This window comes from Acetobacterium tundrae (genome assembly GCF_008086615.1).
Taxonomy (GTDB): Bacteria; Bacillota; Clostridia; order Eubacteriales; family Eubacteriaceae; genus Acetobacterium; species Acetobacterium tundrae.
The window spans coordinates 119534-134036 of record NZ_RXYB01000007.1; the positions used below are offsets into that span (position 1 = coordinate 119534).

General features: G+C 43.9%; 14 protein-coding genes and 1 pseudogene. 9 read left to right on the forward strand and 6 right to left on the reverse strand.

The window, feature by feature from the left end; all coding sequences use genetic code 11:
* The first annotated feature begins 13 nt into the window (after positions 1-13).
* Genes FZC40_RS07765 through FZC40_RS07775 form a run of 3 tightly spaced genes read left to right on the forward strand, consistent with a single transcriptional unit; the run spans position 14 to position 2423 of the window.
* Positions 14-880 (forward strand): pentapeptide repeat-containing protein, encoded by an 867-nt coding sequence (locus FZC40_RS07765; protein ID WP_148603337.1) that lies wholly within the window; start codon positions 14-16, stop codon positions 878-880.
* Between the two features lie 13 nt (positions 881-893).
* Positions 894-1655, forward strand: coding sequence for an ABC transporter ATP-binding protein (locus tag FZC40_RS07770; protein ID WP_148603338.1), 762 nt, complete (start codon positions 894-896; stop codon positions 1653-1655).
* Positions 1656-2423 carry an ABC transporter permease gene (locus tag FZC40_RS07775; protein ID WP_148603339.1) on the forward strand — a complete coding sequence of 256 codons (768 nt, stop codon included), beginning with the start codon at positions 1656-1658 and terminating at the stop codon, positions 2421-2423. It abuts the gene before it with no gap.
* Between the two features lie 151 nt (positions 2424-2574).
* Here FZC40_RS07775 and FZC40_RS07780 read toward each other — a convergent pair whose 3' ends face one another.
* The 3 genes from FZC40_RS07780 to FZC40_RS07790 all read right to left on the reverse strand — a co-directional run bounded on the left by FZC40_RS07780 (position 2575) and on the right by FZC40_RS07790 (position 5776).
* Positions 2575-2982 (reverse strand): GNAT family N-acetyltransferase, encoded by a 408-nt coding sequence (locus FZC40_RS07780; RefSeq protein WP_148603340.1) that lies wholly within the window; start codon positions 2980-2982, stop codon positions 2575-2577.
* A gap of 258 nt (positions 2983-3240) precedes the next feature.
* A complete protein-coding gene (locus tag FZC40_RS07785; RefSeq protein WP_148603341.1) occupies positions 3241-4098 on the reverse strand; it encodes an AraC family transcriptional regulator in 858 nt (285 codons plus the stop codon).
* 202 nt (positions 4099-4300) lie between these two features.
* Entirely contained in the window at positions 4301-5776 is a 1476-nt protein-coding gene (locus tag FZC40_RS07790) for a protein adenylyltransferase SelO (protein ID WP_148603372.1), read from the reverse strand.
* A gap of 428 nt (positions 5777-6204) precedes the next feature.
* Here FZC40_RS07790 and FZC40_RS07795 point away from each other — a divergent pair, with 428 nt between their 5' ends.
* From FZC40_RS07795 to FZC40_RS07815, 5 genes are all read left to right on the forward strand, one after another.
* Positions 6205-6873 (forward strand): response regulator transcription factor, encoded by a 669-nt coding sequence (locus FZC40_RS07795; RefSeq protein WP_243135778.1) that lies wholly within the window; start codon positions 6205-6207, stop codon positions 6871-6873.
* On the forward strand, positions 6863-7687 hold the full coding sequence (locus FZC40_RS07800; RefSeq protein ID WP_148603342.1) for a sensor histidine kinase: 825 nt from the start codon (positions 6863-6865) through the stop codon (positions 7685-7687). Before FZC40_RS07795 ends, FZC40_RS07800 begins: the two co-directional genes overlap by 11 nt.
* A 91-nt stretch (positions 7688-7778) precedes the next feature.
* Complete coding sequence (locus tag FZC40_RS07805; protein WP_148603343.1) at positions 7779-8396, forward strand: ABC transporter ATP-binding protein; 618 nt, start codon at positions 7779-7781, stop codon at positions 8394-8396.
* On the forward strand, positions 8393-10390 hold the full coding sequence (locus tag FZC40_RS07810; RefSeq protein WP_148603344.1) for an FtsX-like permease family protein: 1998 nt from the start codon (positions 8393-8395) through the stop codon (positions 10388-10390). The genes FZC40_RS07805 and FZC40_RS07810 overlap by 4 nt, the downstream gene beginning before the upstream one ends.
* Before the next feature lie 203 nt (positions 10391-10593).
* The gene (locus tag FZC40_RS07815; RefSeq protein ID WP_148603345.1) at positions 10594-10875 is read left to right on the forward strand and encodes a hypothetical protein; all 282 of its coding nucleotides are present in this window, start codon (positions 10594-10596) and stop codon (positions 10873-10875) included.
* 79 nt (positions 10876-10954) lie between these two features.
* Here the strand turns inward: FZC40_RS07815 and FZC40_RS07820 are convergent.
* From FZC40_RS07820 to FZC40_RS07830, 3 genes and pseudogenes are all read right to left on the reverse strand, one after another.
* A pseudogene (locus FZC40_RS07820) lies at positions 10955-11813 on the reverse strand (AraC family transcriptional regulator).
* A 103-nt stretch (positions 11814-11916) separates the two neighbouring features.
* Positions 11917-12696, reverse strand: coding sequence for a GNAT family N-acetyltransferase (locus FZC40_RS07825; protein WP_148603346.1), 780 nt, complete (start codon positions 12694-12696; stop codon positions 11917-11919).
* A gap of 182 nt (positions 12697-12878) precedes the next feature.
* A complete protein-coding gene (locus FZC40_RS07830; protein WP_148603347.1) occupies positions 12879-13811 on the reverse strand; it encodes a helix-turn-helix transcriptional regulator in 933 nt (310 codons plus the stop codon).
* A 120-nt stretch (positions 13812-13931) separates the two neighbouring features.
* Between FZC40_RS07830 and FZC40_RS07835 the strand changes: the two genes are divergently transcribed.
* On the forward strand, positions 13932-14423 hold the full coding sequence (locus FZC40_RS07835; protein WP_148603348.1) for a cysteine hydrolase family protein: 492 nt from the start codon (positions 13932-13934) through the stop codon (positions 14421-14423).
* The last annotated feature ends 80 nt before the right edge of the window (positions 14424-14503 follow it).

Here is a 14503-nt window from a genome sequence, read left to right on the forward strand (position 1 = left end):
GAGATTTGATATTATGAACGAGAAATTAACAAACTATTTAAACGGCGTTTTTGCCCCATATGATGGAGTAAAAAGCGTCACCGAACTAAAGGCTGACCTACTCTCCGATTTACAGGAGCGGTTTTGTGAACTCAAAGCTGAGGGCAAGGACGATGAAACAGCCTTTGCGATGACACTTGATAGTATCGGCGATATTGAACAGACTGTTCTAGAAGTTGCCAACCTCTCCCGCTCACTGGAGCAGCAGGTGCTGACAAACTTCAGTGCCAGTAACCTGCCAAAAAGCGACTTTGCAGGCGTTACCGCACATAAAGCAAAATTTGAAACAAGCGTACTGCGGGGCTCCGATTTTGCGGGTGCAGACTTAACCGGCAGCTCCTTTAAGTCCAGCGATCTGCGCGAAGCCAATTTTGACGGTGCAAATCTGACCGACTGCAACTTTACCACGCTTGATCTGGCGGGTGCGAGCTTTAACAAAACCATTCTTGTACGTACCAACTTCAGCGCGTCGGGGCTGATTGGAGCAAAATTCATCGGTGTAAAACTGACTGATGTCAAACTGACTAAGACCGACCTGAGAAAGACGATCTTTGAAAACTGTATCTTCAACGGCGTAGATTTCGGAGAATCCGACCTGCGAGGGTTATGTCTTGATGGGCAAACCTTTATCGGTGTCAATTTTGACAAATCTGCAATGAACAACGTTTCGTTTAAGTCCGCGACACTCAAAAATGTGTCTTTCCGTTGGGCGTATATCTTATCCAAAAAATATTTTCGTGCCACTAAAGGCGTTTGCTTCGACGGCGCAATGATGGATAAGCTAACTTATGCCGCACTCAAAGGCATGTTGGCTGATTTGTCAAAGGTTACTATTATATAAGGAGGCAAAGCATATGCAAAACAATTCAATTCAAGTGAAAGGACTGCAAAAGTCCTACAATCAGCTTCATGTCCTGAATGGTGTCGATTTCGAGGTGGAACAGGGCAGTATTTTCGCCCTGCTCGGTTCCAATGGCGCGGGCAAAACGACAATTGTCAAAATCCTTACCACGCTGCTTAAACAAGATGGCGGAACCACCACCGTAAACGGCTTCGATATCACTTCAAAGCCCGACAATGTGCGGCAGTCGATCAGTTTGACCGGGCAATTTGCCGCTGTGGATGAGATTTTGACCGGAGAAGAAAATCTGATCATGATCGCTAAGTTAAGGCACCTCGAAAATCCGCATCAGGTTACCGACAATTTGATAAAACGCTTCGGCTTAACAGACGCCGCAAACCGCAGGGTAGCTACTTATTCGGGTGGTATGCATCGCAAGCTCGACCTCGCCATGAGCCTGGTGGGAAAACCACAGCTCATTTTCCTTGACGAGCCGACCACCGGGCTGGACCCCGAGGCGCGCCTTGAGGTATGGAAGATTGTCAAGGAGCTTGCCGATAGTGGCACAACGGTATTCCTGACCACCCAGTATTTAGATGAGGCTGAACAGCTTGCCGATCAAATTGCCATTCTGCATGAAGGTCGGATTATCGCCAGCGGCACTCTCGCCGAGCTGAAAAGGCTGCTCCCCCCGACAAAGGTAGAGTATGTTGAGAAGCAACCGACATTAGAGGAGATATTCCTTGCCATTATTGGTAAGAAGGAGGCAAAGTAAATGGAAGCTACAAAGAAACACTTTTTTAGCGATATGAGCGTTATGTTGGGACGTTCCATGCGCCATATTTTCCGCAGCATGGACACCATCATCACGGTCACCATCATGCCGATTGGTTTTATGCTGCTGTTTGTCTATGTGTTCGGCGGTGCAATCCAAACCGGCACGGATAACTATGTGAATTACCTGCTGCCCGGTATCCTGCTGATAGCGATTGCCAGCGGGATATCCTACACTTCTTACCGCCTGTTTATCGATGTGCAAGGGGGAATATTCGAGCGTTTCCACTCCATGCCAATTGCACGTTCAACGGTACTGTGGGGACATGTGCTGTCCTCGCTGGTATCCAACGCTATTTCGGTTGTTGTCATTATTGTCGTAGCACTGATGATGGGTTTTCGCTCATCAGCGGGGGTACTACCATGGCTTGCCGTGGCTAGTATACTCATGCTATTTACGCTGGCCTTATCTTGGGTCGCAGTGATTGCCGGATTGTCCGCAAAATCGGTGGATGGCGCCGGCGCTTTTGCCTATCCGATTGTCTTCCTGCCGTTTATCAGCTCAGCCTTTGTGCCAACCGAATCGATGCCGCCGATCGTTCGCGCCTTTGCCGAAAACCAGCCGGTAACCTCTATAGTGGAAGCCATCCGTGCGCTACTGTCAGGTCAACCGGTAGGTAATGATATATGGATCGCTCTTGCATGGTGCATCGGGATTACGATCGTGGCCTACATCTTTGCGATGAGGGCGTATAAAAAGCGGGTATAAAAAGACACAATTTTTTGTATCAAACCTCTGAGTACTGATGCAAATTCTCACATGTTATCTATCCCCCCAAAAAACATGTGAAGCACTGATACCCAAAGGGATTTCGATTACTAACCCTGCCTGGTCTGACGGAAACACTTTAATTTTTACCTCATTTGAGTATTTGTCCCCGTAACATACCACACATATTAGGTGGCAAATACTCAAATCGATACTTACAATATAATACGTCCGCAGGACTATTCGCTATTAAACATATATAACTATCTTCAAAAGTATTTTTTTCAAAGTAGTTATTTAGTTCTTTCATTATTTGATCTGCAAATCCTTTTCTTCGATATTTTTCATCCACCATAATATCACTTACAACATAAGTGATTCCTCCATCACCTACAATTCTTCCAAATCCTATCAATTTTTCTTTGTCATAAAGAGATACTGTAAACAAAGAATTTGTTATTGCTTTTCTGCTTCTTTCCAAATCCTTATTTCCCATTCCTGAACGAAGCCTCAAGCTTACATAATCTTCTGCTTTCGGTTTTTCATAGAGCATTTTCATTTCCATATGCCTCCCTTTATTATTCTCGAGTTGTTATTGTATTTATAATTTTCCTACCTCTATTTTAATTTATATAGCGCTATGTTACAATGCAAACAAATTCAATGTGTACCGGTAATGATTTATTTATCTTTGGTACTCCGAGGGGAACTTCCTATTCTCAATATATGACTAGGGTATGACGAGGGACCGTTTCGTTTGTCATGTAAAAAATCAGAAGCCCCTGCTTTCATCACGATAGCAGGGGCTTCTGATTCGTTATTTTCTTTTTACCGGAATCCATATCTCCGCATAATAATTTTCATCCTGTGTTCCCTTGGGATATTTATCGGGGGTAGCATACATTTCCACGCAGTAACCGGCGGCAAATTCATACTCCCTTAATGCGGGAAGCCATTCCGAAAATATTTTCTCATTCACATTTTGAAGCGACATTGGCATTGCTCCTTGACAGGGAAAAACCGCCCAGGTGAACGCCGGAATGGTTTTGGTTATAAAACCTTCGGGAATATCCATCACCGGATTATAAACATCGGCGATCAAATACTCAAATTTTTTATTTCCCATTTCCTCGTCGATGTTAATTCCAAACATTCCGCAAATAGTCTGGCCTTTCCCCGACGCATAATGCTCCTGCCAGAAAGCGGGAATTTCCTGTTTGGCATTCTCGTAAGAAAATTCTTTTGCTGAACCAATAATGGTAAAACTGTCCTTTTTCGTAATTCTGTAATCCATAAGATAACCACCTTTCAACGCTATTGTTAATTTCAGCGGTGCAAAAGACTTAAGCATTGTTCCTTCTTTTCGCACCTGAGAAGGTGTGATGCCATGAAAGCGAGTAAAAGCTTTGGTAAAACTATCCGGTGAATCATATCCGTACATCATTGCAATATCAATGATTTTAGCATCACTATTCGTTAATTCGACTCCGGCCAGAGCCAGCCTGCGATTGCGGATATATTCCATAATCGAGTAGCCACATAACATGCTAAATCCTTTTTGGAAATAGAAGGTCGAGATACAAACATGTTTCGCAACATCATCCACCGTAATATCTTCGGTCATGTTGCTTTCTATATAATCAACCGCTTCACCAATGGCTTTCATCCATTCCATGCCAATCACCTCCTGCTGTAATGACAGTATATCCTTTGGCAGTTACCTCTTCCCGATAATGCCTGCTTTGTTTTGTCTGATTTTATATTGATATAGGTGCTATTGACTTAAACGACTGTCCTCATAATTAGGGAATATTTCATGTTCCACGCTTCATCTTTGTTTTAAACAGCACTTTATTAAATAAAACTGTATTAAAAAATCACGTCCCACAATAGGTCTTATAGGGACTATTCGACGGTTCCGGTGGTGTCATATATTCCTGGTTAAGAGAATCATAATTATATGGTGCTTGAAGAACTTCCAATAACCGCTGCAAGGGTTTAAAATCATCCTGATCATTAGCCGCTTGTAAGACTTTTTCAACCTGATGATTTCTTGGTATGACCACCGGATTCGCTTGTTTCATTAACTTCTTGATGTCTTGATCTGTCTGCTCCGATCTTTCCAAACGGGCTTTCCATCGTTCTAGCCAAGCTTTAAACCCATCACTTTCATATACTTCAGACGATTGGGTTCGATCAAGTGTTAAATCAACAAAGGTATTGGTATAATCGGCCTGATACTGCTTCATTAACCCCAGTAACTCGGCGATCAGCAGCTCGTCTTGCGGCTCTTCATTGGCAATACCCAGTTTTAATCGCATTCCCTGGAGCCAGTTCTGTTGATATAATGAAGCAAAGTTTCGCAGTGAGGCTTCGACTAATTGAATGGCTTGTTCCTGACTGTCATCGACTAACGAAATCAAGGTTTCGGCCAAGCGAGCCAAATTCCATAAGTCAATATTGGGTTGATTCCGATAAGCATACCGTCCCTGCAGATCAATGGAACTAAATACCGTTTCCGGATCATAGTGATCCATAAAGGCACAGGGGCCATAATCGATTGTTTCGCCACTGATGAACACATTATCGGTATTCATGACCCCGTGAATAAAGCCGACCAGCTGCCATTTGGCAATCAGTGAAGCCTGCGCTTTGATGACTTCGTCCAATAAACCAAGATAAACATTTTGTTCCGACAGAAGCATGGGAAAATGCCGTTTAATGGCATAATCGGCCAGAGCTTTGACATCAGCGGTGGTTCCCCACTGAGCTGCATATTCAAAGGTACCGACCCGAATATGACTGGCTGCTACACGGGTTAGAATAGCCCCTTTGAGAGGGTTTTCGCGATACACCGGATCGCCCGTTGTCACGACCGCCAAACTGCGTGAAGTCGGAATGCCCAGATAATGCATCGCCTCACTGATCAGATATTCCCGAAGCATCGGTCCCAGCGCCGCTTTACCATCGCCACTGCGTGAATAAGGCGTTTTTCCTGATCCTTTGAGTTGGATATCAAAGCGCTCACCGGCTGGTGTGATCTGTTCACCAATCAGCATTGCCCGGCCATCACCGAGCATGGTGAAATAGCCAAATTGATGACCGGCATACGCCTGGGCGATTGGTTTAGCTTTGGCTGGTAGAGCCTGACCGGCTAAGATATTGATCCCGTCCTGCCCCATCAGTGCTTCAGCATCCAAACCAAGATCTTTTGCTAAAAGCTGATTCAAAATAACCAGTTTCGGATCGCTGACCGTCTCTAATTTAAGTGGGGTATAGAATAATCCCGGCAATTTTGCGTAACTATTTTCCAAATTCCAACCGCTGTCATTTTTTTCCATCGTTATCACCATTCCTTTCGTTTCACTCAAGGCCCCAAGCGCCCTGAAACGTCATGCTAATTCTGATTTCGCCTCGTGTTGTTTTTTTTCAGTCTACCACACTTGTGATGGCATGACAAACGAAACAGCTCATGTCGTACCCATGACATAGCAACAACCTACAGGCAATGCCCCGGCAATTTGAAGAACAGGCATAGCCGCATTAAGCAACCAATTTCAGACCTAAACACAGCCAAAAAATGAGACTGTCATACCCATAGCAACGGTTCTATTTCAAATTTTGGCCGTGTATTTGCATTCATGAAAACAGAAAGACCGCTTAAACATTGTGCTATATCATCATTCTCGAGTATGATATACTTTCATTACTACAGTATAATTTTTCAGCGTGTCCTCATCTCCTAGCGGTATGAGGTAACAAGCAGAAAGGCAGAAAGAATGTGATTCCGATACAACAAATTTTATTAGTCGAAGACGATCTGATGATTGCATCGGGGCTGGTTTATGCTTTAGAACAGGAGCAGTATGCGCCGTTCCACTGTAAGGATATTAATACCGCCTGCCGCGCGATTGAAACAGAGCGATTTGATTTAGCGATACTAGATCTGCAATTGCCGGACGGGACAGGCTTCGAGATTAGTCAAAAGCTAAAAAATACCAATACGGCAATTATTTTTCTGACCATTGTGGACGACGAAAACAAAATTGTGCAGGCCTTTGAAAACGGAGCCGCGGATTATATCACAAAACCTTTCCGGCTGCGTGAACTGCTGGCTCGGGTGAAACGAACCCTCAATAGCGACTCCGGGGCAAATCAATCGCAGTTGATGACCCTTGGAAAAGCAAACATTGATACAGCGGCCGGAAAAGTGTTTGTCGGAACGGCGCCGGTCGAGTTGACTGCGCTGGAATATCGCTTGCTTTTGACCTTTGCGGCAAATAAGTCGCAGCTTCTTACGCGAACGCAGATTTTGGAAAGCATCTGGGACAACGGTGGTAATTTTGTAGAGGACAACACGCTAACTGTCTACATTAAGCGGCTGCGCCAAAAGCTAGGAGACGCCGTTTCCATCGAAACAGTCAGGGGGGTTGGGTATCGTGCTGATTAAAAAGCAGGAGATCACAGCATTATCAGACGATATTCGCAAAGCCATCGATGGAAAAGAAGTCGATTTTCGAGACAATCGCGAGGGCCTATGGAGCATCTTGAAAAACGACATCAGCACCCTTGTGCGCATCAACAACGAACAGCGGAACACGGCACAGCGTGATCGGGATTTACTGGCGGACTATCTTGCCGATATTTCGCACCAGCTGAAAACACCCCTTACCTCCATGCTGATTATGGTAGATTTATTGGAAAATGCACCTGCCGATAAGCAGGAGGAATTTGTCGCCAATATCAAAATCAGCCTCACCCGCATGGAATGGCTTGTTGCAACACTACTGAAAATGGTGCGACTGGATTCCGGCGCAGTCGAATTTTCTATGGCAGAAATTTCGGCCGGTGATCTGTTAAAGAAAGCCCAGCAGCCATTGGAAGTCTTGCTCGATGTGAAAAATCAAACGGTCGAACTGTCCAATGATACCATTCTGTTTTGCGATCGCCACTGGACAGCAGAAGCCCTGACAAACCTGCTGAAAAACGCCTCGGAATATTCGCCGTTGAACAGTAAGATCACCGTGAACAGCGGTATCAATCCCATTTACCGATGGATTTCCGTGACGGACTGTGGCAAAGGAATTTCGAAACAGAAGTATCCCGGCCTTTTTAAGCGGTTTGAATATTCCCAAAACGAGAACGGGTATGGCATCGGGCTGCCGCTTGCGCTTTCCATTGTGCGCGGCCAAAACGGAGATATCGAAATTGACGGCGGCGGCAAGGAAACCGGCGCCACCTTCACCATAAAGTTTTTTAAGTGAATAGATTGTCATTTTAAAATGTCCCGAAGTCACGCGGCAGTCACTTTTGTCTGCTACAATGTGGGTATGAAAATTACAGGAGGACACAAAAATGGCAGTATTAGAGATCAACAGCCTTACAAAAACATACGGCAAGGGCGACACCAGCGTGACAGCCTTGGATCATGTAAGCTTCAGCATGAATAAGGGGGAATTTGTTGCAATCATAGGAGCATCCGGTTCGGGTAAATCCACGCTCATGAATTTGATTGGCGGAATTGACCATTCCACCTCCGGAAGCGTGAAAATCGACGGCAACGAAATCTACAACCTGATCCCCACCCTGACGACAGCGGAAAACATTATGCTGCCGCGCCTGCTGGATCACCGCAAGCCAGACCCGGATAAGCTTTCTTCGATTCTCGAAACGATTGGTCTTTCGGAGCGCGCAACGCATCTGCCCAGCGAATTGTCCGGCGGCCAGCAGCAGCGGGTGTCGGTGGGCAGAGCCCTGATTAACGACCCGGCTTTTATTCTTGCCGATGAACCTACGGGCAATCTGGACAGCAAAGCAAGCCGCGAGATTATCGACCTTTTGAGGCTTGCGAACAAGCGCAGCAATCAGACGCTGCTGGTCATTACCCATGATGAAAAAATAGCCTTGCAGGCAGACCGGATCATCACTCTCGGCGACGGTCAAATTCTTTCGGACGAGGTGATGAAAGCATGAGTATCACGGCAAAGCTGGCATATAGCCAGTTGAAAATAAATCGTTCCCGCACCATCGGTGCCTTGATCGCCATCACCCTTGCCACGGCGCTGATTACCGCTGTATGCAGTTTTGTGGCGAGTGGCAATGCCATGCTGGTTAGCTTTTTAGGCGTGAATTATGGCGAATACGGCAACAGCTATGTGGCGCTGCTGCTTGTTCCGGCAATTCTTTTCGGCCTCATCATCCTTTCCCTGGCGATCATCGTGATCTCCAATGTTTTCCGTGTCAGTGCCGGTGAGCGCGTGACGCAGTTTGGCGTTTTGAAATGCGTCGGTGCCACCAAAAAACAAATTATAGACACCGTTATGTACGAAAGTATCCTGCTTTCGGCAATCGGCATTCCGCTGGGCATCCTTGCAGGGTTGCTCTTGACCTTTGTTGGAATCGGTGTCGCAAACCATTTCCTGGACGATCTGAACAGTTTGGTTCACATCATGATAAACGAGATTACGTTGTCGCTTTCGTTTGTAGTATCCTGGAAAGCCCTACTGCTGTCGGCGGCGGTTTGCTTTTTGACAGTGCTGCTTTCCGCATGGCTTCCGGCGCATAAGGCGGCGAAGGCTTCCGCTATTGATTGTATCCGCGGCACCGGAGAAGTAAAAATTGACCGCAAACAGGTGCGCACCAGTCCTTTGGTAGAACGGCTTTTGGGTATTGAGGGAACGCTGGCCGCCAAAAACATCAAGCGTAACCGCCGAAATTTTCGTTCGACAGTGATTGCGCTGGCCGCCGGAGTCATATTGTTCGTCAGCCTCGGGGAACTAAGCGGTCAGGCAAACGCCATCCAAGCCTATCTCCATCTCGATATTGATCAAACCGTTTTGACAGAGTACTCCTCTGCTCACGACAGGCGTATTAACGAAGCGACCGGTAAAAAGGAAACCGTTTATATCCATCCCATCAGCAGTGAACTGGGCAACACCATTACCCAAAAGCTGGAAGAATTCGACAACACAGAGATCTTCGGCATGGGTAACGATCTTGACACCTATGAAACCATTTTGCCTGGAGAACTTATTTCTGCACCGATGCAGAGCGTATTAGAAGCTTCTGACCAGCAGAATAAGCAGGAACTTCCGGTGGAGATGATCGTTTTGGATGATACGCATTATGCCGCACTTTGCGAAAAGGCCGGTGTCCCGCTCGGCTCCACCATTTTACTCAACCACTACAGCTATAACGACAACGGAACAAAGGTTGACCTTGTGCCATTTTCGCCCCAAATGAAAGCTGTTACGCTTGTGAAAGCGGACGGGAGTAGCTCTGAACTGTCGATACAGGGCATCTTGACGCAGTCCGAAATGCCAAAAGAGCTTTTTTACCCCAATACTAATCCGGTTCGTTTGATTGTGCCGCAGGCCGAGGTTCGTGGCTACTCTTGGTATTCCGCCCCCTCCGATGTGGCGGGTTTTATCACCTACGCAGACGACGTGATGGCACAGACATTCCCCGAAAATAGGGATGCCTCTTATATGGAGTCCGGGTTTAATACACGGGTCTATAAAGTGGATGACTACATGAAGGTCATGAACATCGCCATTGTTCTGGCCTCGATCTTTATGTACAGCTTTGTCGTGCTGCTCATGCTAATTGGGTTTACAAATGTGATCAGTACAATGTCCACCAATGTACGGATGCGCTCCCGTGAATTTGCCATTTTACAGAGTGTGGGCATGACAGCGGCAGGATTGAAGCAGATGCTGAACCTCGAGAGCGTTTTATGTTCGTTGAAAGCGCTCATGTATGGCCTGCCCGTTGGAATTATCGTGAGCATTTTTATAAATTTACCGATTCGATCGATGTTTCCCATTCCGTATGCGTTGCCGTGGCTTGCCATCGTGCTGTGTGTGCTGGCCGTATTTCTAATCACCTGGAGTACTACCCGCTATGCCGCCCATCGACTGCAAAAGCAGAATATCATTGAAACAATCCGCTCGGAAAGCGGGAAATAATACCGGTCATACCTGATGGCATCAGTATTTTACGAGATAATTCCGGTTTCCCGACAAACAATATGTCCCGTTACCAGAACGAAAACGCCAATTTTCTTTACATTTCCCTCGCCACCCCTTATACTCAATATATGTCCATTTTACAGGCATTTAAAAATGTTATCTGGATATAATAGCACATTGATGATCGAGAGGTAAAAAACATGGTTCGAATTTGGGGAAAACTCATGAAAAACAATAAATTTCGGGTAGAAAAAGTTGTCGAAATTGATAACAAATCCGTGAATATAAATGATAACATCCAAGCTGCTTTAGAGACAATCTGCTATAACTTTGATTTGGAAAAACCGATGTGGTTTGACAAAAACACAAAAGAACTTAACCAGATTTCCAAAACATCTTTTCGCGAAGACCAGTTTATTGAGCCCATTTGGTTTGATTATTTAGAAATCGAAATTATTGACGATAGTAAAAAGAAAGCGTAACTGTGATGAGAAGACATTTCGTTTTCCCTACATAAAGCCATAAGACCCTGCTCCCATCATGGTTGCAGGGTCTTATTTGCTATTTTCTTTTTATTGGAATCCATATCTCCGCATAATAATTGTCATCCTGTGTTCCCTTGGGATGTTTATCGGGGGCATCATACATTTCAACACAGTAACCCGCAGCAAATTCATACTCCTTTAATGTGGGCAGCCATTCAGAGAATATTTTTGCATTTACATTTTGAATCGACATTGGCATCGCTCCTTTACAGGGAAAAACTGCCCAGGTGAACGGCGGAATTGTTTTGGTAATAAAACCTTCAGGAATATCCATTGCCGGATTATAAACATCGGCGATCAAATACTCAAATTTTTCATTTCCCATTTCCTCGTCGATGTTAATTCCAAACATTCCACAAACAGCCTGACCTTTCCCCGATGCATAATGATCCTGCCAGAAAGCGGGAATTTCCTGTTTGGCATTCTCGTAAGAAAATTCTTTTGATGCACTAAGGACGGTAAAACTGTCCTTGGTCGTAATTCTATAATCCATAAGATAACCACCTTTCAACGCTATTGTTAATTTCAGCGGTGCAAAGGACTTAATCATATTACTTATCCTTTCGCACCTGAGAAGGTGTGCTGCCGTGAAAACGAGTAAAAGCTTTGGTAAAACTATCCGGTGAATCATATCCATACATCATTGCAATATCAATGATTTTAGCATCGCTATTCGTTAATTCGGCTCCGGCCAGAGCCAGCCTGCGATTGCGGATATATTCCATAATCGAGTAGCCGCATAACATGCTAAATCCTTTTTGGAAATAGAAGGTCGAGATACAAACATGATTTGCAACATCATCTACCGTAATATCTTCGGTCATGTGACTTTCTATATAATCGACCGCTTCACCAATGGCTTTCATCCATTCCATGCCAATCACCTCCTGCTGTAATGACAGTATATCCTTTAGCAGCTACCCTTTGCCCGACAATACCTGCTTTATTTTGTCTGTTTTTTTATTGATGTGGGTGGTATTAACTTAGCCGCTTGTCCCTCAGCGGTTTATCTGATTTGAGTATTCTCTTTAGGTAGGCGACATCTAACAAATTCACGGTCTCAAATTTTCCTTTATAAACCCCCCCCCAGTTATTGAAAACGCAAGGCAGTTCCTTTGCTTTTTGTAGCGTATCCACTTGAATTAAAGATACCGGAACCTCATTTGTTTCACAATACTGCTTAATCTTCTCAATGTTTTGATAGATATAGGGGCATTGCATATCGTAATAAATTGTGAGCTCCTTACTATCAATTTCTTGGTTTTTAACATTTTGTGCGAACTTTGGCGTTGTTCCGTCAAATGAAAGTGCCAGCAATTCATATCCATTATCGGTGGTATCAACAACCTCAAAGCCGAACCGCTTCACAAATGATTGGTTAGAAAGCCAGGCTTTTTGTTTTTTTGCTCCGAGCATGCAAAGGCCGGATTTACCCTTTTCTTTGGCATCAGCCAAACAATACTCCAGCAGCGATTTCCCATATCCTTTTCCTTTATGACTACCAGAGACCCATAAGCAATACAGATAATAATAGTTGTCCCCCATTATAGGAACCCAAGCGGTTTCAAGCGGCGCATATTCTATAAAAACCGTCGCCTTTTCATTTAATTTTCTAAAGACATGACCTTCATTGAGTCGGTCTGAAAGCCATTGTCGCTTTGCGTCAATACCTTGATGGGGCTTTTTACTGCGAATAATGCAGCATAAATGCTCATTGACAAGATTTTCTGTTGTTAAGTTTACAAAATCAGTATTCATGTGTACCCTCTCTTTACATCTAAACTTGTATTCTTGTTTTTTACCTTAATTGCCAAAACAGACAAAATATTGCCCGTCCATTGATAGGCTTGATAGTTGGAACGGCATAAAAAGGGCAAGACAACTCGTTTGTCTTTTTCGTCTTTTTCGTCTTTTTTGTCTTTTTCGTCTTACTCTATGTATTAACTTTCGTATATGGCAGCTATATCATGTATTCTACGCTTCATTTCGGTGCGGATATGTAATGGCTCTAAACACTCGCATTTATCCCCAAAACTGAAAAGAATATTGTAATGGTATTCGTTCTCGATGAAAGGAAAACTAACAATGAAATGTTCATCACCGTCTGGCGAAAAGTGATCATAAGGGCAATAATCAAGTACCCTGTCCATGATCGATTTATGAATCCGAATTTTTATTTTTGTCTGCAACGTTGCCAAAATATCAGTAAAATCTAACTGCGGTTTTTGATAATCTCGTGGCGTAAAAAACTCCTCTTGTATTTGTAGGTTAGATATGCGGGATAGTTTAAATAAGCGAAAATCATTTCTTTTATGGCAATACCCTTGCCAATACCAATGACTACTTTTCAATACAAGCTGATACGGCTCAGCTGTTCGTGCGGTTTTATTGCCGTAGCGGTCGGCATATTCAAACGACAGTAGCTTGCTTTCCTGTAAGGCTGTTTTGATTATTTCTAAATCGGGTTGTACATTCCTGTTGCCCATCCACGGACTTAAATCGATGCATATTTGATTTGCTTTTAATTCAATGTCTTTCGCTCTGTCGGCGGGGATAAAACTCTTGACTTTCGCAAGGGCGTTTACCAGTTCATCACCGCGGATCATGTTGGAAAGACTGGAAAGCCCCATCAAGATCGCGGAAAGATCGGCAGTCGAAAAAACCTTTCGATCAATCTTGTATTCCGGCATGATTTCAAAGCCGCCGCCCACTCCCGATATAGAACAAACAGGAATACCCGCCATGTTGATCGTATCGATGTCGCGGTAGATTGTGCGGGGTGAAACTTCAAACATATCTGCTAACTCCTGTGCGCCGATACGCTTTTTATCAAGGAGTATCATAATAATGCTAACCAGCCTGTCAACTTTCATCGGATCGCCGCCTTCCAAAATTTCTTGTTATCATTATAGATTGTTGCCATACTGTTGTCAACAATTGCAAGGTATAATAAAAAAGCAAACAAATTAATCTACCGATCAGGAGGAAACGCGATGCAGAAAAAAGCCTTAGTAATAATCGATATTCAAAATGACATCACAAAGAATTATAAGGATGTTATTGACCCAATCAATAAAGCGATTGATTGGGCCGTCAATACTAATATTCATGTTGTTTATATCAGGCATGAAAATTTATCAGCCGGCACGAGGACTTTTAAACCCGATACCTATGGGTCTGAATTAGCTTCAGACTTGAAAATAGTATCAAAAAATGTTTTTACAAAATACAAAGGAAACGCATTAAGCTGTGAAGAATTTACAGACTTTATTAGTAAAAATGAACTATGTGATTTCTACATAGCAGGAGCAGATGCTGTTGCTTGTGTTAAATCAACCTGTTACAACTTACGCAAAGCAAATTATGGCGTTTATGTCCTATCCGATTGCGTTACTAGTTATGATAAAAGGAAAATTGACGAAATGCTACTTTATTATGAAAGTAAAGGTAGTAAAATTATTTGTTTGAATGACCTATTAATTTAAGCTCTTTCCATATTAACCACAAAGCGGCGGGCATTTTTTTTCCCGCCGCTTTTTCTCGTTTCCTTATAAAATCCTTAAAA

Bases quoted from the DNA above. Each gene is read 5' to 3' on its own strand.
- FZC40_RS07810 (WP_148603344.1), top strand. From the start codon at position 8,393: ATGAGTATCACGGCAAAGCTGGCATATAGCCAGTTGAAAATAAATCGT.
- FZC40_RS07780 (WP_148603340.1), bottom strand. From the start codon at position 2,982: ATGAAAATGCTCTATGAAAAACCGAAAGCAGAAGATTATGTAAGCTTG.
- FZC40_RS07815 (WP_148603345.1), top strand. From the start codon at position 10,594: ATGGTTCGAATTTGGGGAAAACTCATGAAAAACAATAAATTTCGGGTA.
- FZC40_RS07825 (WP_148603346.1), bottom strand. From the start codon at position 12,696: ATGAATACTGATTTTGTAAACTTAACAACAGAAAATCTTGTCAATGAG.
- FZC40_RS07805 (WP_148603343.1), top strand. From the start codon at position 7,779: ATGGCAGTATTAGAGATCAACAGCCTTACAAAAACATACGGCAAGGGC.
- FZC40_RS07775 (WP_148603339.1), top strand. From the start codon at position 1,656: ATGGAAGCTACAAAGAAACACTTTTTTAGCGATATGAGCGTTATGTTG.
- FZC40_RS07770 (WP_148603338.1), top strand. From the start codon at position 894: ATGCAAAACAATTCAATTCAAGTGAAAGGACTGCAAAAGTCCTACAAT.
- FZC40_RS07835 (WP_148603348.1), top strand. From the start codon at position 13,932: ATGCAGAAAAAAGCCTTAGTAATAATCGATATTCAAAATGACATCACA.
- FZC40_RS07830 (WP_148603347.1), bottom strand. From the start codon at position 13,811: ATGAAAGTTGACAGGCTGGTTAGCATTATTATGATACTCCTTGATAAA.
- FZC40_RS07790 (WP_148603372.1), bottom strand. From the start codon at position 5,776: ATGGTGATAACGATGGAAAAAAATGACAGCGGTTGGAATTTGGAAAAT.
- FZC40_RS07765 (WP_148603337.1), top strand. From the start codon at position 14: ATGAACGAGAAATTAACAAACTATTTAAACGGCGTTTTTGCCCCATAT.
- FZC40_RS07785 (WP_148603341.1), bottom strand. From the start codon at position 4,098: ATGGAATGGATGAAAGCCATTGGTGAAGCGGTTGATTATATAGAAAGC.